Source organism: Caulobacter sp. 05T431 (assembly GCF_056665975.1).
In genome coordinates, this window is sequence record NZ_JBFTKU010000024.1 from 49784 (window position 1) to 71007 (window position 21224).

Consider the following 21224-nt stretch of genomic DNA (forward strand, 5'->3'; position numbering starts at 1 on the left):
TCCCTGCCGGTTAGCCGAAGCGGCCGGTGATGTAGTCTTGCGTGCGGGTGTCGCGAGGATTGGTGAACATCTCCTCGGTCGGACCGCTCTCGACCAGCTTGCCCAGGTGGAAGAAGGCGGTCTTCTGCGAGACGCGGGCGGCCTGGGCCATCGAGTGGGTGACGATGACGATGCAGTACTGGCTGCGCAGCTCGTCGATCAGCTCCTCGATCTTGGCGGTGGCGATCGGATCCAGGGCCGAGCAGGGCTCGTCCATCAGGATCACTTCGGGGCTGACGGCGATGGCGCGGGCGATGACCAGGCGCTGCTGCTGGCCGCCGGACAGGCCGGTGCCGGGCTGGTGCAGGCGGTCGGAGACCTCGTTCCAGAGACCGGCCTTCTTCAGGCTGCTCTCGACGATGGCTTCCAGCTCGTCCTTGCGCGAGGCCAGGCCGTGGATCTTGGGGCCGTAGGCGACGTTCTCGAAGATCGTCTTGGGGAACGGGTTCGGCTTCTGGAACACCATGCCCACGCGCGAGCGCAGCACCACCGGATCGACGCTCTTGGCGTTGACGTCGCTGCCGTCGATCTCGATCGAGCCCACGACCTTGGCCGACGGGATCGTGTCGTTCATCCGGTTGATGCAGCGCAGGAAGGTCGACTTGCCGCAGCCCGACGGGCCGATGAAGGCGGTGACCGACTTGGCCGGCACGTCCAGGCTGACGTCGAACAGCGCCTGTTTCTCGCCGTAGAAGACGTTGACGTCGCGAGCGCGGATCTTGAACTCGCTGGTCGTGGCGTGGCCGTGGCCGGCGGGGATCGCCGAGGCCAGGGTCGGGGCGTGAGCGGCGATCGTGTCGTCGCGGTTTTCGGTCGGCATGGCGTGTCCCAGCGAAAGGGGAGAAGCGAGGGKATTGAGGAAAGTCATCGGTCTACCACCGGCGTTCGAAGCGGCGACGCAGGATCACGGCGGTGGCGTTCATCAGGATCATGAACACCAGCAGCACGATGATGGCCGCGGCGGTGCGTTCGTGGAAGGCGCGTTCCGAGGCGTTCTCCCAGATGAACACCTGGACCGGCAGGACGGTGGCCGAGCTGGCGAAGTTCTCGGGCGCGCCGGGCACGAAGGCCACCATGCCGATCATCAGCAGCGGGGCGGTCTCGCCCAGGGCGTRGGCCAGCGACAGGATGGCGCCGGTCATCACGCCGGGCATGGCCAGCGGCAGCACGTGGTGGAAGACGGTCTGGGCCTTGGAGGCGCCGACGCCCAGGGCGGCTTCGCGGATCGAAGGCGGCACGGCCTTCAGCGAGCTGCGGGTGGCGATGATCACGGTCGGCAGGGCCATCAGGGCCAGCACCAGGCCGCCCACCAGCGGCGAGCCGCGCGGCACGTGCAGCCAGTTGATGAACAGGGCCAGGCCCAGCAGGCCGTAGACGATCGACGGCACGGCGGCCAGGTTGTTGATGTTGACCTCGATGATGTCGGTCCAGCGGTTCTTCGGGGCGAACTCCTCCAGATAGACCGCGGCCAGCACGCCCACCGGGATGGCGATCATGGCTGTGATCAGCAGCATCATGGCCGAGCCGATCACCGCGCCCCAGACGCCGGCCTGCTCGGGCTCGGTCGAGTCGGAGTTGGTGAAGAACTTGGTGTTGAAGCCGGTCTGGACGGTGCCGTCCTTCTTCAGGCGGTCCAGCCAGTCCAGCTGCTGGTTGTCCAGCTTGCGGTCTTCCTCGGCGGTCGAGCGCTTGATCTCGCCCTTGTAGTAGAGGTCGGCGTCGGCCTTGACCGAACCGGTGACGTTGACGGTCTTGCCGATCAGCGAGCGGTCCTTCTTGACCATCTGCAGCAGCTGGTTGCCGAAGTCGCGCGAGGTCAGGTCCATGATCTTGCCCGACGTCGTGCCCAGGTCGTCGTCCTGGACGCCCAGCTTCTTCATCATCGCCTCGGCGACGATGTAGTCGTAGTTCACGCCCTCCAGGGCGTTCACGTCGATGCGCTCGGGGTTCAGATAGACCGGCACCGTCAGGGTATGGGTCTCGAAGGTCGAGTAGCCCTGGGCCACGATGCGGCCGACCAGCACGACCAGGAAGATCATGGCGACGACGATCGCCGCCATGCCCTGGGCGCGGAACAGCTTCTCGGAGCGGTGGCGCTTGCGGAGCAGCGCGTCGCGGGCCGACTCGGCCGGACGAGCGGCGGGAGCGCCGGGGGAGATGCCCGACGGGGACAGGGAAGCGTCAGTCATATTGTTCCCGGTACTTCTGGACGATGCGCAGGGCGATGATGTTGAGGCCCAGGGTGACMACGAACAGGGTCAGGCCCAGGCCGAAGGCCGACAGGGTCTTGGGGCTGTCGAATTCCTGGTCCCCGGTCAGCAGGGTGACGATCTGGACGGTCACGGTGGTGACGGTGTCCAGCGGGTTGGCGGTGAGCTTGGCCTGCAGGCCGGCGGCCATGGTGACGATCATGGTCTCGCCCACGGCGCGGGACACGGCCAGCAGCATGGCGGCCATGATGCCCGGCAGGGCGGCGGGCAGGACCACCTTCTTGACGGTCTCGGACTTGGTCGCGCCCATGGCGTAGCTGCCGTCGCGGAGCGACTGGGGCACGGCGTTGATGATGTCGTCCGACAGGGACGAGACGAAGGGGATCAGCATGATGCCCATCACCACCCCGGCCACCAGGGCCATCTGGTTCTGGACCTGCATCAGGTACTGGGCAATCCCGTCCAGCGGGCCGCCGGCCATCTGCGCGCCGATGCCGTTGAAGAAGGCGCGGAACAGCGGCCCCACGGTCAGGGCGGCGAAGAAGCCGTAGACCACGGTCGGCACCCCGGCCAGGATCTCCAGCAGCGGCTTGATCGTGGCGCGCATGCCGCGGCCGGCGTATTCCGACAGGTAGATCGCCGAGTAGAGGCCGATCGGCGCGGCCACCAGCATGGCKATCATCATCACCAGGAAGGTGCCGGCGAACAGCGGCACGGCCCCGAAGGCGCCCGACGAGGCCACCTGGTCGGCGCGCATGGCGATCTGCGGGGCCCACTCGGTGCCGAACAGGAAGCTGAGCGGCGAGACGCTCTCGAAGAAGCGCCAGCTCTCGTAGATCAGCGACATCACGATGCCGAGCGTGGTCAGGACGGCGGCGATCGAGCAGGCGATCAGCACGCCGGCGATCCAGCCCTCGACCCGGTTGCGGGCTCGGAACTCGGTGTTGATGCGCGGGGTGGCCAGCAGGAAGCCGGCCAGGGCCAGCAGGCCGGCCAGGCCCAGGACGGAGTAGCTGACGATGCCGTCGATGCGCTTGGCCTCGACCACCTTGGCGTCGAAGGCGGCCCGCAGCGGGCCGTCATAGGTGACCTCGCTGGCGGCCTGGCCGGTGGCCACGGCGTTGACGTCGCTGAAGAACACGTCCTGACGATCAGGGGTCAGGGCCTGGACCGCCGCCGGGCGCTGGGCCTGCAGCATGGCGTCCTCGACCCGGCCGCCGAAGGTGGCGCCCAGCAGAAGCAGCAGCGCCGCCGGGGCGCCGGCCCACAGGGCGGCGTACAGGCCGTAATAGTTCGGCAGCGAGTGCAGCTTGGCCTTGGAGCCGCCGGAGGACTTCAGCGCGCGGCTTCGGCCGGCCATGAAGGCCGCGCCTGAGAACAGGGCGAGGAAAAGGAGCGAGAGCCAGGTCAGCATGCGTGCGGCGGGGTCTTGCAAGGGATGCGGTGACGGCGCACGACGCGCCGTACCGCCCACGCCGATCTATGCCGGGCGGGCGCCGACCTTATGCGACGTTTTCACGACAGTTTTGCGACAGCGCCCAGGCTAGCGTCGGAGGCGGCGGGTTCCGGGGCCGGGCCGGACGCCTCGGACATGGTCCGGGCCATCGGGAAATAGACCCCGAACGTCGCCCCTTCGCCCAGGACGCTCTCCACCGTCATGCCGCCGCGGTGGCGGTTCATGATGTGCTTGACGATCGCCAGGCCCAGGCCCGTGCCGGACCGCTCGCCGCTCTTCTGGCCCTCGACGCGATAGAATCGCTCGGTCAGGCGCGGCAGGTGCTCGCGCGCCATCCCTGGGCCGCGGTCGCTGACCCGCAGGGAGGCGTAGCGCTCCTCCACCGCGTGGTCGGGGGTCAGCAGCGACATGCGGGCGGCGACCGGGTCGCGCGGCGCGGCGGCCATGTCGGCGGTCAGGCCCGAGAAGATCTCGACCCGCACCACGCCCTCGCGCGGGGTGTACTTGATGGCGTTGTCGACCAGGTTCTGGATCACCTGGACGATCTGGTCGCGGTCGCCCTCGACCACGGCCGCCCCGCGCGGCGGCAGGACGGGGTCGAAGGTCACGGCCTTGTCCTTGGTCTGGGGCGCCAGGGCGTCCAGGACGTCGATCGTCGCCATGGCCAGGTCCACCTGGCCCAGCGGCGGGATGTGCTCGTTGAGCTCGATTCGCGACAGGCTCATCAGGTCGTCGATCAGCCGCGCCATCCGCTCGGCCTGGGCCTGCATGATCCCCAGGAACCGGTCGCGCGCCCCGACGTCGTCCTTGGCGTGGCCGCGCAGGGTCTCGATGAAGCCCGACAGCGAGGCCAGGGGCGTGCGCAGCTCGTGGCTGGCGTTGGCCAGGAAGTCGGCCCGCGTGCGTTCGCTGCGGCGGGCGTCGGTCTCGTCGCTCAGCACCAGCAGGGCCAGGCGCGAGCCGCGCTCGTCGAAGCCCAGCGGCGCGCAGTGCGCCGCCCATTCGCGGCCCTGGGCCCCGCCGCCCACATAGTCGACCGAGCGCCGCACCCCGCCGAACAGGCTCTCGTCCACCGCCTCCAGCACCTGCGGGCTGCGCAGGGCCGAGACCAGCAGCCCGCCGCGCGGCTGCAGCTTGAACAGCTCGCGGGCCGCGGCGTTGGCGAACACGAACCGCCGGCCGGTCAGGTCGTCGGCCTCCTCGGCGGCGATGACCATCAGGGGATCGGGCAGGGTTTCCAGAATCAGGCCGAACGGCGGCGGCTGGTCCAGGGCGGCCGGGGCGGGGGCCGGGACGGCCTGGTCGGCGGTCCGCCTCAGGGCCCGGCGAGCMAGGACATAGCCGGTGACGCCGCTGGCCAGGGCCAGGGGCACCGCCGCCGCGGTGTTGGCGCCGCCCGTCGCCGCCAGGGCCAGAAGGGTCGCGGGGCCCGCCAGCACAACGCCCCAGACGCCCAGGGGCGTGTTGGCGGACCCGTCGGAACGGGCTGACGAGGACGGCGAGGCCATCGGCATGCGGCAGTCTCGATTACGGCGAAGGGAGGATTCGGCGATCCAGATATGGCGCCCTGTGAACGCTTGCGATAGACCGTCAAACGCCTCGAAGCGCGACGTTGACGGAAAGCACCGCAATTTCGCCGCAACGTGCCGCAATCTGGGGTCTGGGTTTATCTCTAAGGTGTCGTTCGGAATGCAGCGCAAGGTCCTGGTCGCGACAGTCGCAACCGCTCCTCTCCTGGCCATGGCGTTCGGCGCTTATGCTGAGACGGTCATCAACACGGCCCGCACGACGCCTGTCGCCACCGCGACGGCCTCGTCGACCAGTACGCCCGACGATGTGAAGATCGACACGGGCGGGGGCATCACCCTGACCACGGCCGGCCCGATGGTCACCGTGAACAGCAACAACAAGGTCACCCTGGGCGGCAACGGCCTGGCCTCGGTCGGCGTCGACAACTCGACGGGCGTCCTGATCCAGGGCGGCACGACCGGCTCGGTGACCAACAACGCCGCCATCAGCCTCACCGAGGACTACACCCCGACCGACGACGACAAGGACGCGTCCGGCGCGGCCAAGCCCGACGGCGACCTGGACGGTCCGTTCGCCAAGGGCAGCAACCGCTACGGCATCCGCCTGGTCGGTCCGGGCGTGTTCACCGGCGACATCGTCCAGAGCTCGACCGGCTCGATCACCATCGAAGGCAACAATTCGGCCGGCATTTCGCTGGAAACCGGCCTGGTCGGCAACCTGACCACCGGCGGCGCGATCACCGTCACCGGCGACAACGCCTACGGCGTCCACGTGGCCGCCCCGGTGACCGGCAAGGTCTCGATCAACGGCGCCACCAGCGTGACCGGCCTGAACGCCACCGGCGTGGCGATCGACGGCGACGTCAGCGGCGCCTTCGTCGTCCAGGGCGGCGTGACCGCGACCGGCTACCGCTACACCACGCGTCCGTCCACCAAGGAACTGCGCGCCATCCTCGACGCCGACGACCTGCTGCAGGGCGGTTCGGCCGTGCGGGTCACCGCCAACGTCGCCGGCGGCGTGCTGCTGGACGCCCCGCCGCTGGACCTCGACACGGCCAACACCGACGAGGACGGCGACGGCGTCGCCGACGCCAACGAAGGCACCGCGGCCCTGGTCAGCTACGGCGCGGCCCCCACCCTGCTGATCGGCTCCGACGCTCATTCCGTGGCCATCGGCGCGGTGGGCACGGGCGACAACGCCTACGGCCTGATCAGCAAGGGCGGCGTCACGGCCAACGGCGTCTATGACGGCGTGTCGGCCACCGCGATCCAGATCGGCGGCAACGCCGGCCAGACCACCACCCTCGCCGGCGGCGCGCGGATCGACAGCACGGTCACGGCCACCGCCTACGAAGCCAACTCCACCGGCTTCCAGGTCAAGGCCGGCGCGTCGGTCCCGACCCTGTGGAACAGGGGCCAGATCTCGGCCTTCGGCATCTCGGAAGGCAATTTCGACGCCCGCGCGGTCGCCATCGACGCTGGCGCGACCATGACCACCCTGCGCAACGCCGGGGCGATCGCGGCCACCCTGGGCGGCGAAAAGGGCAACGCCTACGGCGTGATCGACAATTCCGGCACGCTGACCACCATCGAGAACACCGGCAAGATCAGCGCCTCGATCGTCCCGACCGACGACGCCGACGACAAGGACGACGCCGACACCGACGCCTCCAACGAGGTGATCACCGGCAAGGCGATCGCCATCGACGTCAGCCACAACACCACCGGCGTCACCCTGACCCAGAACGGCGTCAACGACGGCGACGACGGCAAGGACGGCGTGGCCGACCCGGACGCCGACGGCGACGGCGTGGACGACGCCGACGAGCCGTCGATCGTGGGGGCCATCAACTTCGGCTCCGGCGCCGACACCTTCAACGTCCAGAACGGCGTCGTGATCGGCGACATCAGCTTCGGCGCCGGGGCGGACGCCCTGAACATCAGCGGCGGCGCGGCCGTGATCGGCGCGCTGCGCGATTCGGACGGCCAGCTGGCGATCAATGTCGGCAAGGGCTCGCTGGGCCTGGCCAACGCCGAGACCATCAACGCCTCCAGCCTGAACCTGGGCGCGGACAGCAAGCTGCTGTTCACCGCCGACCCGGCGTCGGGCACGAACACCCACCTGGTGATCTCGGGCGCGGCCAACATCGCGTCGGGCGCCCAGCTGGGCCTGCGGCTGAACAGCCTGCTGACGGCCCCGACCAGCTACACCGTCATCACGGCGGGTACGCTGACCGCCGGCACGATCAACCAGGACCTGCTGGGCGGCACGCCGTACATGTACGTGGCCAGCAGCCGCGTCGACACCAACAACGTCTATCTGGACGTGCGCGCGCGCACGGCGACCGAGATCGGGATGAACCGGGCCCAGAGCTCGGCCTACGACCTCACGAACGCGGCGCTGACCCACGACGCGGACATCGCCAAGGCCTACCTGGCCCAGACCACCCGCGACGGCTATCTGGCCCTCTACGACCAGATGATGCCCGACCAGGGCGAAGGCTTCTTCGCCGCCATGCAGGACGTCACCCACGCGATCTCGACGGCCACGGGCTTCCGGCCCGATCCGGGCGACCGCTACGGGCCCGACAGCCTGTGGGTCCAGGAGATCAACACCCTGGTGCGGCGCGACACCGGCGACACCATGGGCTCCGACACCCAGGCCTTCGGCTTCGTCGGCGGCTACGAGGCCATGGGCGACGCCGGCGGCGCGCTGGGCCTGACCCTGGCCTTCGTCAGCATCGAAGAGCACGACATCGCCGCTAAGGTGGGCGAGCAGACCACGGGCAACTACCTGCAGCTGGGCACGTACTGGCGCCGGTCGATCGGCGGCTGGCGCATGAACGTCGGCGGCGGCGGCGGCTACGGCTGGTACGACGGCGACCGGACGTTCAACAGCGGCAGCGTGAACGGCGGACCCAACGTTCAGCGCCACAACAGCGCCAAATGGAACGGCTACACCTTCAACGCCTTCGCCGGTACAGCCTACGAGGCCAAGTTCGGCGCCCGCTACTTCGTCCGCCCCGAGGGGTACCTGGACTATGTCTATCTGAGCGAAGGCGAGCGCAGGGAAAAGGGCGGCGGCGAGGCCTTCGACCAGATCGTCCACAAGCGCAAGTCCGACAGCCTGACCGGTGACGTCGGCGTGGTGCTCGGCGCCGACTACGGCCGCGACCTGTGGTGGCGTCCGGAAGTGCGGGTCGGCTATCGCCAGGTCCTGGCCGGCGAGCTGGGCGACACGACCTTCAGCTACACCTACGCCGGCGCGCCCACCGCCACCCTGGCGGCGGCCAACGACAAGGACGGCGCGGTGACGCTGGGCTTTGCTCTACGGGCCGGTACGCCGATGTCGTACCTGGCGCTGGAAGCCAACGCCCAGGCGGCCAAGAAGCAGCATCGCTACAATCTCAAGCTCACCGGCCGGGCGATGTTCTAAGACCCCGGACGCCCTCTGGACTTCGAGGGCGAATATACCGAACACTGACGAACAGGGCCCGCGCTTCGGCGCGGGCCTTTTTTCGTTCGGGAATCCAGTAGCTTGACCATAAGGCGATATCGGCCTCGCCGAGGGGCCTGAAGGAAAACTCAAAGCCCCGCGCCCTTATCTCTATTTAACACGTAGGAATAATCGTCTTTTGTCCACGTCAACAGCGACGCCGGCCGGGCGTCGAGAGGGGAAGACCATGACCGGAACACAAAAAGCCCTGCGCGCGGCCCTGATCGGCGGAGCCTCGCTGGTCGCCATGACCGGCGCGGCGCAGGCCCAGACCCTGACGCCCGAGCAGCAGCAGGCCCGCATCGAGGCGCTGGAAGCCCAGATCGAGGCCCTGTCCGGCCAGATCGCCGACCTGAAGGCCGCGACCGCCGCCAGCCTGAAGGACGTGCGCGCCGCCCAGTCCCAGACCACCGTCAGCGTCGCCAACGGCAAGCCCACCATCGCCTCGGGCGACGGCGCCTTCAGCGCCAACATCCACGCCGTGATGCAGCTGGACGCCACCTGGTACAACCAGGACAGCGGCCTGGGCGCCGGCGTGGTCGGCCGCGACCTGAACAGCGGCACCAACTTCCGCCGCGCCCGCCTGGGCGTCGACGGCAAGGCCTTCAAGAACTTCGACTACGGCATCCTGCTGGACTTCGGCGGTTCGGGCACGGACGGTCCGGGCGCGCTGCAGGAGATCTACCTCCAGTACAACTACGCGCCCTTCAAGGTGAAGGTCGGGGCCTTCGCGCCGAACCAGGGCCTGGAGGACGCGGCCTCGACCAACGGCTCGCTGTTCCCCGAGCGCCCCGCCGGCGCCGAAGCCGCCCGCAGCCTGGCCGGCGCCGACCGCCGCATCTCGCTGCAGGCCCAGGCCGTCGGCGAGCGCTGGATCATCTCGGGCGCGGTGACCGGCGCCAAGACCGGCGACGGCGCCACCTTCGACGAGCAGCTGGGCTATGTGGGCCGCGTCGCCTTCATCCCGTTCAAGGGCTATGACTGGCTGACCCATGTGGGCGTCAACGCTAGCCGCGTGGCCCAGCCCGCCCAGATCGCCGCCGGCGGCGCCTATCCGATCACGGTCGAGGATCGTCCCGAACTGCGCACCGACGGCACCCGCCTGGTCAGCTCCGGCGCCATCGACTCGTCGGGCGCGCGCCACTACGGCTTCGAACTGGCCGCCCAGAAGAAGAACTTCCTGATCCAGGGCGAGTACTTCGACATCGCGCTGGACCGCCGCAACAAGCCGGCCAATATCACCGATCCCAAGTTCTACGGCTGGTACGTGGAAGGCGGCTGGGTGCTGACCGGCGAGCAGCGCAAGTACAACCCCGCCAACTTCGCCTTCGACGCCCCGGCGATCGACAATCCGTTCGATCCCAAGGCCGGCAAGTGGGGCGCCTGGGAACTGGCGGCCCGCTACTCGGTGCTGGACGTCAACCACCACGAATACGCCACCGTCGCGGCCGACCGCGTCCGCGGCGGCGTGCAGGAGATCGCCACCGTCGGCCTGAACTGGTTCCCCAATTCGGTGACCAAGTTCTCGCTGGACTACCTGGACGTCGACGTCGACCGTCGCGACGCCAGCGGCGTGCAGATCGGCCAGAGCTACAAGGCCGTCAACCTGCGCAGCCAGTACGCGTTCTAGGAATAGGCGGTCCGGCGTCCCCGCCTCGCGGGGACGCCGGCCGGCGCCTCGTGCGGCGTCGCCAGTCCGGGCCAGGCTGGTCGCAAAGCGTTCAAAAGATCCACCTTCTCACGCGAGCAACATCGCCATGATCAAAGATCTCAAAGCCCCCACGCGTCGCGGCCTCCTGGGCTCGGCCACCGCCGGCGCCGCGGCCCTGGCGGTCCCCGTCGCCCTGGCGGGTTCGGCCCACGCGCAGAACAACAAGCCGGTCACCCTGCTGAACGTCAGCTACGACCCGACCCGCGAGCTCTACAAGGACATCAACGCCGCCTACGCCAAGTACTGGAAGGAGAAGGTCGGCCAGGACCTGACCATCAACCAGTCGCACGGCGGTTCGGGCAAGCAGGCCCGCTCGGTGATCGACGGCCTGCAGGCCGACGTCGTCACCCTGGCGCTGGCCTATGACATCGACGAGATCTCGGCCAAGGCCAAGCTGCTGCCGGCCAACTGGCAGTCGCGCCTGCCGCAGAACTCCACGCCCTACACCTCGACGATCGTGTTCCTGGTCCGCAAGGGCAATCCCTGGAAGATCAAGGACTGGGGCGACCTGATCAAGCCGGGCATCGACGTGATCACCCCCAACCCGAAGACCTCGGGCGGCGCGCGCTGGAACTACCTGGCCGCCTGGGCCTGGGCCCTGAAGCAGCCGGGCGGCAACCCCGCCAAGGCCGAGGCCTTCGTCACCGAGCTGTTCAAGCACGTGCCCGTGCTGGACACCGGCGCCCGCGGCGCCACCACCAGCTTCACCCAGCGCGGCCTGGGCGACGTCCTGCTGTCCTGGGAGAACGAGGCCTACCTCGCCCAGGAGGAACTGCCGGGTAAGTTCGACATCGTCTATCCGTCGATCTCGATCCTGGCCGAGCCGCCGGTGGCCCTGGTCGACAAGAACGTCGACCGCCACAAGACCCGCGTCGTGGCCGAGGGCTATCTGAACTTCCTCTACAGCCCCATCGCCCAGGACCTGATCGGCAAGAATCACTACCGCCCGCGCAACGCCCAGGCGGCCGCCAAGTACGCCGGCAAGTTCAAGTCCATCCCGCTGGTGACCATCGACGACACCTTCGGCGGCTGGAAGAAGGCCCAGTCCACCCACTTCAACGACGGCGGCGTCTTCGACCGGATCTACAAGCCCCGCTAAGTCCTCCTCGACCTTCCGGACGCCGGCGGCGGGAACCTTCGGGTTTCCGCCGTCTTGCGTTTTGAAAACTGGTATTTTGGGCCAATGTCTGGAACCCGACCGCCAAACCGGCGTTCTGGGGAGCCACGGGGCATGTCGTAAAGGTCGGGCGTCCAGCGAATGACGGACATATTGCGGTCGGAACGCGCGGCGGAAGAGCTGGCCGCCGAACACGGGGTCGGCGATCCGTTCGCGGCGGCGATCCGCGCCACCCGCATGGCCATGATCGTCACCGACGCCCGCCAGTCCGACCATCCGATCATCTTCGCCAACGACGCCTTCCTGGCCCTGACCGGCTATCACCGCGACGAGGTCATCGGCCGCAACTGCCGCTTCCTGCAGGGGCCCGACACCGATCCGGCCGCGATCGCCAAGCTGAGCGCGGCCGTCGCCAACGGCGAAGACATCGCCATCGACATCCTCAACTACCGCAAGGACGGCTCCACCTTCTGGAACGCCCTCTACCTGTCGCCGGTGCGCGGCAAGAACGGCGAGATCGTCTACTTCTTCGGCTCGCAGCTGAACGTCAGCGACAAGAAGCGCGTGGAGTTCGAGCTGGACGACACTCGCGACCGGCTGGAGGCGGCGGTCGCCGCCCGCACCGCCGACCTGACCCAGGCCCTGCAGCAGAAGACCGCCCTGCTCCACGAGGTGGACCACCGGGTCAAGAACAACCTTCAGCTCATCTCGTCCCTGCTGCTGCTGCAGAACCGCCGAGTCACCGACCCGGGGGTCAAGAACAGCCTACGCGRCATGCTGGAGCGGGTCAGCGCCATCGCCACCGTCCACCGCCGCCTGTTCCAGAGCGAGGACGTCGAGCGCTTCGACGTCTCGGCCTTCGTGCGTGACCTGGTCAGCGACATGATGGGCGCCGCGCGACGCGACGACATCAAGGTGAGCCTCGACCTGGAGCGCATCGACGTCGCCGCGTCGAAGGCCGCGCCCCTGGCCCTGGTGATCAGCGAGCTGTTCTCCAACGCCCTGCGCCACGCCTTCCCGCCCGAGGCGATGGACGGACGTTCCGGCGAAATCCTGGTGCGGATCACCCGCCAGGACGCCGAATTCCGGATCGAAATCAGCGACGACGGCGTTGGGACAGTGAATTCCGCGTCGTCGGGCGGATTCGGTCTGACCATCGTCCAGCTGCTCTGCCAGCAGTTGAAGGCGCGTTCGGAGACCACGCCCGCCGATCCTGGAACCCGCGTGGTGGTGTATCTGCCGGTCAACGGCGTTCATCACTGAGACAAGGTTTGGATTAGGTGATGAACGAGCGTCCGCTCGACGTGTTGATCGTGGAAGACGAGGTCCTGCTGGCCACCGAGCTGGAGTTCCTGGTCGAGGAGGTCGGCTGCAACCCCGTCGGCCTGGCCATGAGCTCGGACGAAGCCAAGGCCCTGGCCTGCGACCTGCGCCCCGACCTGGCCCTGGTCGACGTCCACCTGCGCGACGGTCCGACCGGCGTCGAGGTGGCGCGCACCATCCATGACGACTGCGGCGGCGTGGCCCTGTTCATGACCGCCAACGTCAAGCGCCTGCCCGACGACTTCGCCGGCGCCTGCGGGGTGATCGGCAAGCCCTATTCCGAGCATGGCGTGAAGACCGCCCTGACCTATCTGACGGTCTGCCTGCGCGAGGGCCAGGCGCCCGGCCCGCCGCCGGTCGGCCTGGAGCTGGCGCCCGCCTACGCCCAGCGCTGGGGCCTGCCGAGCCTGACCCGCGCCACCGGCTAGGCGATGGGCGTTCCGCTGATCGCCTCCGTCGTGGGCACGGCCGCGGCCCTGCTGTCGATCACCAGCTTCGCCCCGCAGATCGTCAAGATCTGGAAGGAAAAGGACGCGGAGTCGGTGTCGCTGCGCACCTATCTGGTCACCGTCACGGGCTTCGCGTGCTGGATCGCCTATGGCGTGCTGATCAAGGCCTGGCCGGTGATCGCCTCCAACACCGCCTGCCTGCTGATGTCGGGCGCGGTGCTGGCCCTGAAATGGCGGTTCGGGCGCAAGGACTCCGACCGATAACAACGTTACTTGATCCGGGAAGCTTGGCGGTACAGGCTGGGGTGGATCGCAGCGGCCATTCGGGGGAGCCGCCCGCGCCCAGGGGTTCTCCATGAACCGGAAACATCTCGCCGGCGTCGCCGTCCTGGCCGCGCTACTCTCGAGTTCGGCCTGGGCCCAGCAGTCGCCGGCTCCGGGCAGCCTGGAGGCGATCCAGGCCCTGCAATGCGACGCCAAGAAGGCCCAATGCGGCTTCAAGGCCTGCCCCACGGGCCAGAGCCCCGTCATGACAACGACCCCGTGCGAGTGCGTCTGCAAGGCCTCCAGCGAGGCCAAGCCGCCGATGACGCCGCTCCCGCCGCCGCCGCTGATCCCGGGCGCCGGTCAGCCGACGCTCGGCGGTCCGGTCGCGCCTCGCCCCTGAGCCGCCGTTTTTGGTGACAGGGGGGACGGGGTCCGCTATCGAGGCGCGCCTTTCGCCTTACAGGACCGCCGCCTTGACCGACGTCGCCGAGGAAGCGGGCTGGGCCACGGCCAAGACCCTGGCCGAAGCCCTGCCCTATATCCAGATCTACGACCGCGAGACGGTGGTCATCAAATATGGCGGCCACGCCATGGGCCAGGAGCAGGTGGCCAAGCTGTTCGCGGCCGACGTCGTGCTGCTCAAGCTGCTGGGCGTTCACCCCGTCGTGGTGCACGGCGGCGGCCCGCAGATCAGCCGCATGCTCGACAAGGCCGGCGTGAAGTCCACGTTCGTGGACGGCCTGCGCGTCACCGACGAAGCCACCATGGAAGTGGCCGAGATGGTGCTGTCGGGCGCCATCAACAAGGAAATCGCCAGCTGGATCACCCAGGCCGGCGCCGAGGCCGACGTGCGCGGCGTGGGCCTGTCGGGCAAGGACGCCCGCCTGATCACCGCCGAGAAGGTGACCCGCACCCGCAAGGACCCGGACAGCAACATCGAGCAGGCCGTCGACCTGGGCTTCGTGGGCGAGCCGACCAAGGTCGACCCGCACCTGATCCAGGCCCTGCTGACCTCGGAAACCGACTACATCCCGGTGATCGCCCCGATCGGCGTCTCGGCCCAGGGCGAGACCTTCAACATCAACGCCGACACCGTGGCCGGCGCCCTGGCGGGCGCCCTGAAGGCCAAGCGGATGCTGATGCTGACCGACATCAAGGGCGTGCTCGACGCCAACGGCGAGCTGATCCGCCAGATGACGCTGGACGAGGCCCGCGAGCTGATCTCGTCGGGCGTCGCCACCGGCGGCATGATCCCCAAGCTGGAGAACGCCATCCACGCCGTGGAATCGGGCGTCGAGGCCGTGGTCATCCTGGACGGGCGCCGTCCCCACGCCATGCTGGTCGAACTGTTCAGCGAGCATGGCGCGGGTACGCTGATCTCGAAATGACGGCCGATCGCTCGCCTGATCTTGGGCACGTCGAGACCTGGCTGTTCGACCTGGACAACACCCTCTATCCGGCCGAATGCGAGTTCATGGCCCTGATCGAGGGCAAGATGACCGACTTCATGGAGCGGACCACCGGCCTGCCCCGCGAAGAGGCCCGGGCGATCCAGAAGCGCTACTACCACGAGCACGGCACCACCCTGGCCGGGCTGATGGCCCATCACGGCCTGGAGCCGAAGGCGTTCCTGGACGAGGTGCACGACGTCTCGATGGACCGGCTGACGCCCGACCCGGCGCTGCAGGCGGCCGTGGCGGCCCTGCCCGGTCGGCGGCTGGTGTTCACCAACGGCTCGCTGGGCCACGCCGAGCGGGTGCTGGCGCACCTGGGCCTGGCGCATCTGTTCGAGGACGTCTTCGCCATCGAGACGGCCGACTACATCCCCAAGCCGGCCATGGCGACGTTCGAGAAGGTGGTGGCCCGCCACGCCTTCGCCCCGCCGGCCACCGCCTTCTTCGAGGACAGCGAGAAGAACCTGGCGCCCGCCGCCCTCATGGGCATGACCACCGTCCTGGTCGGCGCCCACGCGGCCGCCTCGACCGCCGACTTCGTCCATCACCGCACGCACGACCTCGCCGGGTTCCTGACCTCGGCGCGCCTGAAGGAAGCCTGACATGACCGCCCTAACCCTCGCCGACTTGCAAGCCGAAGTCGAAGCCGCCTGGGAGGCCCGCGACGGCGTCTCCACCGCCACCACCGGCCCGGTGCGCACGGCGGTCGAGGAGACGCTGCTGCTGATCGACGCCGGCAAGGCCCGGGTGTCCGAGAAGATCGACGGCGAGTGGACCACCCACCAGTGGCTGAAGAAGGCCGTGCTGCTGTCGTTCCGCCTGAACCCCAACAAGGTCATGCACGCGGGGACCCTGGGCGGCGCCGTGGGCCCGTGGTGGGACAAGGTCCCCAACAAGTTCGACGGCTGGGACGCCCCGCAGTTCGAGGCCGCCGGCTTCCGCGCCGTGCCCGGCTCGATCGTCCGCCGCGGCGCCTATGTGGGCAAGAACGTCATCCTGATGCCGTCGTTCGTGAACATCGGCGCTTACGTCGATGACAGCACCATGGTCGACACCTGGGTGACGGTCGGCTCGTGCGCCCAGATCGGCAAGCGCGTCCACCTGTCGGGCGGCGTCGGCATCGGCGGCGTGCTGGAGCCCCTGCAGGCCAACCCGACCATCATCGAGGATGACTGCTTCATCGGCGCCCGTTCGGAAGTGGTGGAAGGCGTCGTCGTCGGCGAGGGCTCGGTCCTGTCGATGGGCGTGTTCATCTCGGCCTCGACCAAGATCGTCGACCGCGCCACCGGCCAGGTCCACATCGGCAAGGTGCCGCCCTACAGCGTCGTGGTGCCGGGCAGCCTGCCCGACCCGAAGGGCGGCCCCAGCCTGTCGTGCGCCGTGATCGTCAAGACGGTGGACGCCAAGACCCGGTCCAAGACCTCGATCAACGACCTGCTGCGCGACTAAGCGTCGAAGACGAGGGCGTCCATGACGCAGACCCTGGACGCCCTGCGACGCGGCGAGCTGGCCGGCGCGCGCGAGCTTCGGCTGCGCGGCCTGACCGAGTTCCCGCGCGAGATCTTCGGCCTGGCCGACACGCTGGAGGTCCTGGACCTGGGCGGCAACGCCCTGACCGACCTGCCCGACGACATCGGCCGGCTGGCCAGGCTGCGGGTGCTGTTCTGCGCGGGCGGCAACCGGTTCGAGCGCCTGCCGCCCGGTCTCGGCGACTGCCCGGCGCTGAGCCAGGTCGGCTTCCGGGGCTGCGGCGTGGTCGAGGTCCCGGCCGAGGCCCTGCCGCCGAACCTCCGCTGGCTGACCCTGACCGACAACGCCATCGCGACCCTGCCCGACGCGCTCGGTGGGCGGCCGCTGCTGCAGAAGGTGATGCTGGCGGGCAACCGCCTGTCGGCCCTGCCCGAGAGCCTGGCCGGTCATGAACGGCTGGAGTTGCTGCGCCTGGCGGCCAACCGTTTCGAGGCCCTGCCGGGGTGGCTGGCCGAGCTGCCCGGCCTGGCCTGGCTGGCCTGGGCCGGGAATCCGTTCGACCACGGCGCGCCGTCCGACGCCCCGGCGGTCGCCTGGCGCGACCTGGAACTGGGCGCGTGGCTGGGCGAGGGCGCGTCGGGCGCGGTCCACGACGCGGCCTGGAACGGTCGTCCAGTGGCCCTGAAGCTCTTCAAGGGCGCCATGACCAGCGATGGCCTGCCCGAGCGCGAGATGGCCGCTTGCCTGGCCGCCGGCGAGCATCCGCACCTGACGGGGGCCCTGGGCCGCCTGACCGGCCATCCGGACGGGGCCGAGGGCCTGCTGATGCCCCTGCTGCCGTCCGACCGGCGCGTGCTGGCCGGTCCGCCCAGCCCCGAAGGCTGTTCGCGCGACGACTACGCCCCCGACCTGCGGTTCGACCTCGACGTCGCCCTGCGCATCGCCCGCGATGTGGCGGCGGGCGCCGCCCACCTGCACGCCCGCGGCCTGTCGCACGGCGACCTCTACGCCCACAACACCCTGTGGGACGGCGCGACCGGGGCGGCCGTGCTCAGCGACTTCGGCGCGGCCTCGTTCCTGCCGGACGGCCCCGGCGACCCGCTGACCCGCCTGGACGTCCTGGCCTGGGGCCGTCTGCTGGGCGAGCTGCTGGAGCGGACCGCCGAACCGGCCCCGGCCGCCGTCCAGGCCTTGCTGGCTGAATGCCTGAGCCCTGATCCGCGCGCGCGGCCAAGCCTGGCGCAGGCGCTGGATGTGCTGAACTGACGGGGACATGCCCTTGGGCGTGTCCCCAAACCCAGACGCGGCGCCAAGTCATGGGGACACGCCGCGAGGGCGTGTCCCCGCCCTCAGTACGGCGTGCCGTCGCGATGGCGGTAGAAGTCCTCCCCCGCCCGCGCGACCATGTCGATGTCGCTGTAGGTGCAGGTGTCCCGGTCGGGCCGACGCGAGCCCATCTCCAGCAGCACGGCCTCGCGGTCGGAACGGTTCTCCAGGTGGTGGCCGTCGGCGACCCCGGCCTTGAAGCCCGCGCAGTCGCCGGCCCGCAGCACGGTCTCGGCGCCGTCCTCGACCAACACCACCTCGCCCTCGACCACCCAGACGAACTCGTCCTCCGCGCTGTGCCAGTGGCGCTGGCTGCTCCACTGGCCCGGCGGCAGGCGCATCAGGTTGACGCCGAACTGGTCGAGCCCGGCCGCGTCGCCCAGGGCCCGGCGGCGGCGCTCGCGGCAGGGCGCGTCGTGCGGCGGCGGGTAGTTGCTTCCCACGCGCAGCGGCGCGGCGTCGATGTCGATCTTGGGCATGGCGGTCGTCTCGGGTTTGCGTCGGGCGCCAGGGGAGCCTAAAGCCAGGACAATGACTGACAACAGCCTCGCCCCCGCCCTCGATCCCGTGGCCCTCGCCCAGGCGCTGATCCGCCGTCCGTCCGTGACCCCGGCCGACGAGGGCGCGATGGACGTGCTGCAGCGCCAGCTGGAGGCCCTGGGCTTCAACTGCCGCCGCATGCGCTTCGGCGAGATCGAGAATCTCTACGCCAAGCGCGGGACGGCGCGGCCGAACCTCTGCTTCGCCGGCCACACCGACGTGGTGCCGGTGGGCGACGACGCGGCCTGGACCGCCGGCCCGTTCGAGGCCGAGATCAAGGACGGGGTCCTGTTCGGCCGCGGCGCGGTCGACATGAAGAGCGCCATCGCCGCCTTCGTCGCCGCCGTCTCGCGCCTCCCCACCGACCTGCCCGGCTCGCTGAGCTTCCTGATCACCGGCGACGAGGAGGGCGTCGCCGAGGACGGCACCGTCAAGGTGGTCCAGGCCCTGGCCGCCGAGGGCGAGGTCATCGACCACTGCATCGTGGGCGAGCCGACCAGCGCCAACCTGCTGGGCGACATGGTCAAGATCGGCCGGCGCGGCAGCATCAACGCCTGGATCGCCGTCGACGGCAAGCAGGGCCACGTGGCCTATCCGCATCGCGCCGCCAACCCGATCCCGGTGATGGTCGACATCCTCTCGCGCCTGCAGAGCCGGGTGCTGGACGACGGTCACACCGGCTTCCAACCGTCGAACCTGGAAGTCACCACGGTGGACGTGGGCAACACCGCCACCAACGTCATCCCCGCCTCGGCCAAGGCCCGGATCAACATCCGCTTCAACCCGGCCCACAAGGGCAAGGACCTGGCCGCCTGGATCGAGCACGAGTGCCGCGAGGCCGCCGAAGGCTTCTCGGGCCGGGTCGAGGCGCTGTGCAAGATCAGCGGCGAGGCCTTCCTGACCGAGCCGGGCGCCTTCACCGACGTGATCGTGGCCGCGGTCGGCGACGCCACCGGCCGCGTGCCCGAGCTGTCCACCACCGGAGGCACTAGCGACGCCCGCTTCATCCGCAGCCTGTGCCCCGTGGTCGAGTTCGGCTTGGTCGGCTCGACCATGCACCAGGTGGACGAGCGGGTCCCGGTTGATGAAGTCGAGGCCCTGGCCGACATCTACCAGGCCCTGATCGGGCGCTATTTCGCGGCTTTCGCCTGATGGGCCGGACCGTCCTGGCGAGCTGGCCCTTCTGGGCGCTGGCCTCGGCGGTCTTCGCGGCCTTGACCGCCATCCTGGCCAAGGTCGGGATCGACGGCATCGGCTCGAACCTCGCCACCTTCATCCGCACCGTGGTGATCCTGGCCTTCGCCGGCCTGATCCTGACCGTGGCCGGCGAGTGGCGCGCGCCGGGCTCGATCAGCTCGCGCTCGTGGCTGTTCCTGGTGCTGTCGGGCCTGGCCACCGGGGCGTCGTGGCTGTGCTACTTCCGGGCCCTGAAGCTGGGCGAGGCGGCCAAGGTCGCGCCGGTCGACAAGCTTTCCGTCGTGTTCGTGGCGATCATCGCCGCCGCCTTCCTGGGCGAGAAGCTGTCGCCGCTGAACTGGCTGGGCGTGGCCCTGATCGCGGCGGGCGCGGTGCTGGTGGCGGTTCGGATCTGAGCATGGACGAGCTGTCGATCGCCGACATCCTGGCCGAGGTGGCCGTGCTGGTGAAGCCGTACTTCGGCCGGGGTCGGCCCGCCGACTACATCCCCGAGCTGGCCAATGTGCCCTCCAGCAAGTTCGGCATGGCCGTGCGCACCGTGGGCGGCCAGGAGGCGGTGATCGGCGACGCCGACGAAGGGTTCTCGGTCCAGAGCATCACCAAGGTCTTCTCGCTCGGGCTTGCCCTGAACCGCTTCGGCGACGAGGTCTGGACGCGGGTGGGCAAGGAGCCGTCGGGCACGCCGTTCAACCACCTCTCCCAGCTGGAAGCGGAAGAGGGCGTGCCCCGCAACCCCTTCATCAACGCCGGGGCCATCGCCGTCTGCGACCAGCTGATGGACGTGTTCAAGGACCCGCCGGCCCTGGTGCGCGGCTTCTCGGGCTTCCTGGCCGGCGAGAGGGTCGAGATCGACGAGGCGGTGGCGGCGTCCGAGCTGGCCAACGCCTGGCAGAACCGGGCCATCGCCAACCTGATGCGCGGCAAGGGTACGATCCACCACGACCCCGAGGCCGTGGTCGCCGCCTATTGCCGCCAGTGCGCCCTGACCATGAGCTGCCGCCAGTTGGCCAGAGCGATGCTACCCCTGGCGGCCGGCGGTTTCTCGCCGATCGTCGACGAGACGATCTTTCCCGAGCGCCTGTCGCGCCGCCTAAACGCCCTGCTGCTGACCTGCGGCATCTATGACAGCGTCGGCAGCTTCGCCTACCGCGTCGGCCTGCCGGCCAAGAGCGGCGTGGGCGGCGGCATCGTCGCCATCGTGCCGGGCAAGGCGGCGATCGCCGTGTGGTCGCCGGAACTGGACCGGTTCGGCACGTCGGTGGTGGGGACCGTGGCGCTGGAGCGGTTCAGCCAGCTGACCAACTGCTCGGTGCTTTAAGGGCGTCTACCTAGTCTTGCGCTGGATCAAGGTGGCCGCCGGCCTCGCCGGAGAAGCTTCGCCGTACTTGCAACGGAGAGCTTCCATGCCCCCTTTCCTCACCCTCGTGGTCGCCGCCTTCGGCGCCTTCATGCTKGCCCTGGCGGTCGGCCAGATCCAGACGGCGCGGGCCGAGCGAGCGAAGCGGCGGTGAGCTTTGCTGGATGAGCAATTGCTCAAAACCGTTGTCATCCCGGAAGCCTCGAAGAGGCTGTCCGGGACCCAGGGGACTCGGCCAAGGCGGTGCGGTTCACCTGGGTCCCGGACAACGCTTCGCGTTTCC

19 protein-coding genes are annotated in these 21224 nt (G+C 69.4%); 14 read left to right on the forward strand and 5 right to left on the reverse strand.

Annotation, left to right across the window (positions count from 1 at the left end):
• Positions 1-10: 10 nt before the first annotated feature.
• From pstB to AC1U89_RS19990, 4 genes are all read right to left on the reverse strand, one after another.
• On the reverse strand, positions 11-859 hold the full coding sequence (gene pstB, locus AC1U89_RS19975; RefSeq protein WP_479901394.1) for a phosphate ABC transporter ATP-binding protein PstB: 849 nt from the start codon (positions 857-859) through the stop codon (positions 11-13).
• Positions 860-911: 52 nt separating this feature from the next.
• Complete coding sequence (gene pstA, locus AC1U89_RS19980) at positions 912-2228, reverse strand: phosphate ABC transporter permease PstA (RefSeq protein ID WP_479901395.1); 1317 nt, start codon at positions 2226-2228, stop codon at positions 912-914.
• Positions 2221-3663 (reverse strand): phosphate ABC transporter permease subunit PstC, encoded by a 1443-nt coding sequence (pstC, locus tag AC1U89_RS19985; protein ID WP_479901396.1) that lies wholly within the window; start codon positions 3661-3663, stop codon positions 2221-2223. The genes pstA and pstC overlap by 8 nt, the downstream gene beginning before the upstream one ends.
• A 101-nt stretch (positions 3664-3764) precedes the next feature.
• On the reverse strand, positions 3765-5219 hold the full coding sequence (locus AC1U89_RS19990; protein ID WP_479901397.1) for a sensor histidine kinase: 1455 nt from the start codon (positions 5217-5219) through the stop codon (positions 3765-3767).
• A 175-nt stretch (positions 5220-5394) separates the two neighbouring features.
• Between AC1U89_RS19990 and AC1U89_RS19995 the strand changes: the two genes are divergently transcribed.
• The 11 genes from AC1U89_RS19995 (at position 5395) to AC1U89_RS20045 (ending at position 17787) form a co-directional block, all read left to right on the forward strand.
• Positions 5395-8670 carry an autotransporter domain-containing protein gene (locus tag AC1U89_RS19995; protein ID WP_479901398.1) on the forward strand — a complete coding sequence of 1092 codons (3276 nt, stop codon included), beginning with the start codon at positions 5395-5397 and terminating at the stop codon, positions 8668-8670.
• Between the two features lie 247 nt (positions 8671-8917).
• The gene (locus AC1U89_RS20000; protein WP_479901399.1) at positions 8918-10360 is read left to right on the forward strand and encodes an OprO/OprP family phosphate-selective porin; all 1443 of its coding nucleotides are present in this window, start codon (positions 8918-8920) and stop codon (positions 10358-10360) included.
• A 127-nt stretch (positions 10361-10487) separates the two neighbouring features.
• Complete coding sequence (locus AC1U89_RS20005; RefSeq protein WP_479901400.1) at positions 10488-11540, forward strand: sulfate ABC transporter substrate-binding protein; 1053 nt, start codon at positions 10488-10490, stop codon at positions 11538-11540.
• A gap of 159 nt (positions 11541-11699) precedes the next feature.
• On the forward strand, positions 11700-12821 hold the full coding sequence (gene lovK, locus AC1U89_RS20010; RefSeq protein ID WP_479901401.1) for a photosensory histidine protein kinase LovK: 1122 nt from the start codon (positions 11700-11702) through the stop codon (positions 12819-12821).
• A 20-nt stretch (positions 12822-12841) separates the two neighbouring features.
• The gene (locus AC1U89_RS20015) at positions 12842-13309 is read left to right on the forward strand and encodes a response regulator (protein ID WP_479901402.1); all 468 of its coding nucleotides are present in this window, start codon (positions 12842-12844) and stop codon (positions 13307-13309) included.
• A 3-nt stretch (positions 13310-13312) separates the two neighbouring features.
• Positions 13313-13594 carry a SemiSWEET family sugar transporter gene (locus AC1U89_RS20020; protein WP_029908833.1) on the forward strand — a complete coding sequence of 94 codons (282 nt, stop codon included), beginning with the start codon at positions 13313-13315 and terminating at the stop codon, positions 13592-13594.
• Between the two features lie 91 nt (positions 13595-13685).
• Entirely contained in the window at positions 13686-13997 is a 312-nt protein-coding gene (locus tag AC1U89_RS20025; protein ID WP_479901403.1) for a hypothetical protein, read from the forward strand.
• A gap of 73 nt (positions 13998-14070) precedes the next feature.
• Entirely contained in the window at positions 14071-14985 is a 915-nt protein-coding gene (gene argB / locus AC1U89_RS20030) for an acetylglutamate kinase (protein ID WP_479901404.1), read from the forward strand.
• The gene (locus AC1U89_RS20035) at positions 14982-15653 is read left to right on the forward strand and encodes a pyrimidine 5'-nucleotidase (RefSeq protein ID WP_479901405.1); all 672 of its coding nucleotides are present in this window, start codon (positions 14982-14984) and stop codon (positions 15651-15653) included. Before argB ends, AC1U89_RS20035 begins: the two co-directional genes overlap by 4 nt.
• Before the next feature lies 1 nt (position 15654).
• Positions 15655-16500: a 2,3,4,5-tetrahydropyridine-2,6-dicarboxylate N-succinyltransferase gene (dapD, locus tag AC1U89_RS20040; protein WP_479901406.1), complete on the forward strand. Its 846-nt coding sequence runs from the start codon at positions 15655-15657 to the stop codon at positions 16498-16500.
• A 21-nt stretch (positions 16501-16521) separates the two neighbouring features.
• Entirely contained in the window at positions 16522-17787 is a 1266-nt protein-coding gene (locus AC1U89_RS20045) for a leucine-rich repeat-containing protein kinase family protein (RefSeq protein ID WP_479901407.1), read from the forward strand.
• Between the two features lie 83 nt (positions 17788-17870).
• Here the strand turns inward: AC1U89_RS20045 and AC1U89_RS20050 are convergent, their stop codons facing one another.
• Positions 17871-18326 (reverse strand): cupin domain-containing protein, encoded by a 456-nt coding sequence (locus AC1U89_RS20050; protein WP_479901408.1) that lies wholly within the window; start codon positions 18324-18326, stop codon positions 17871-17873.
• Between the two features lie 52 nt (positions 18327-18378).
• On the opposite strand from AC1U89_RS20050, the gene dapE reads away from it, so the two are divergent.
• From dapE to AC1U89_RS20065, 3 genes are read left to right on the forward strand one after another with little or no spacing between them, the layout of a single operon-like run.
• On the forward strand, positions 18379-19539 hold the full coding sequence (gene dapE / locus AC1U89_RS20055; protein ID WP_479901409.1) for a succinyl-diaminopimelate desuccinylase: 1161 nt from the start codon (positions 18379-18381) through the stop codon (positions 19537-19539).
• On the forward strand, positions 19539-19979 hold the full coding sequence (locus AC1U89_RS20060; protein WP_479901410.1) for an EamA family transporter: 441 nt from the start codon (positions 19539-19541) through the stop codon (positions 19977-19979). Before dapE ends, AC1U89_RS20060 begins: the two co-directional genes overlap by 1 nt.
• Before the next feature lie 2 nt (positions 19980-19981).
• Positions 19982-20902 (forward strand): glutaminase, encoded by a 921-nt coding sequence (locus AC1U89_RS20065; RefSeq protein WP_479901411.1) that lies wholly within the window; start codon positions 19982-19984, stop codon positions 20900-20902.
• The last annotated feature ends 322 nt before the right edge of the window (positions 20903-21224 follow it).

Bases quoted from the DNA above. Each gene is read 5' to 3' on its own strand.
- AC1U89_RS20000 (WP_479901399.1), top strand. From the start codon at position 8,918: ATGACCGGAACACAAAAAGCCCTGCGCGCGGCCCTGATCGGCGGAGCC.
- AC1U89_RS20045 (WP_479901407.1), top strand. From the start codon at position 16,522: ATGACGCAGACCCTGGACGCCCTGCGACGCGGCGAGCTGGCCGGCGCG.
- AC1U89_RS20050 (WP_479901408.1), bottom strand. From the start codon at position 18,326: ATGCCCAAGATCGACATCGACGCCGCGCCGCTGCGCGTGGGAAGCAAC.
- AC1U89_RS20025 (WP_479901403.1), top strand. From the start codon at position 13,686: ATGAACCGGAAACATCTCGCCGGCGTCGCCGTCCTGGCCGCGCTACTC.
- AC1U89_RS19995 (WP_479901398.1), top strand. From the start codon at position 5,395: ATGCAGCGCAAGGTCCTGGTCGCGACAGTCGCAACCGCTCCTCTCCTG.
- dapE (WP_479901409.1), top strand. From the start codon at position 18,379: ATGACTGACAACAGCCTCGCCCCCGCCCTCGATCCCGTGGCCCTCGCC.
- AC1U89_RS20060 (WP_479901410.1), top strand. From the start codon at position 19,539: ATGGGCCGGACCGTCCTGGCGAGCTGGCCCTTCTGGGCGCTGGCCTCG.
- AC1U89_RS20020 (WP_029908833.1), top strand. From the start codon at position 13,313: ATGGGCGTTCCGCTGATCGCCTCCGTCGTGGGCACGGCCGCGGCCCTG.
- dapD (WP_479901406.1), top strand. From the start codon at position 15,655: ATGACCGCCCTAACCCTCGCCGACTTGCAAGCCGAAGTCGAAGCCGCC.
- pstB (WP_479901394.1), bottom strand. From the start codon at position 859: ATGCCGACCGAAAACCGCGACGACACGATCGCCGCTCACGCCCCGACC.
- AC1U89_RS20035 (WP_479901405.1), top strand. From the start codon at position 14,982: ATGACGGCCGATCGCTCGCCTGATCTTGGGCACGTCGAGACCTGGCTG.
- AC1U89_RS20065 (WP_479901411.1), top strand. From the start codon at position 19,982: ATGGACGAGCTGTCGATCGCCGACATCCTGGCCGAGGTGGCCGTGCTG.
- AC1U89_RS20005 (WP_479901400.1), top strand. From the start codon at position 10,488: ATGATCAAAGATCTCAAAGCCCCCACGCGTCGCGGCCTCCTGGGCTCG.
- AC1U89_RS20015 (WP_479901402.1), top strand. From the start codon at position 12,842: ATGAACGAGCGTCCGCTCGACGTGTTGATCGTGGAAGACGAGGTCCTG.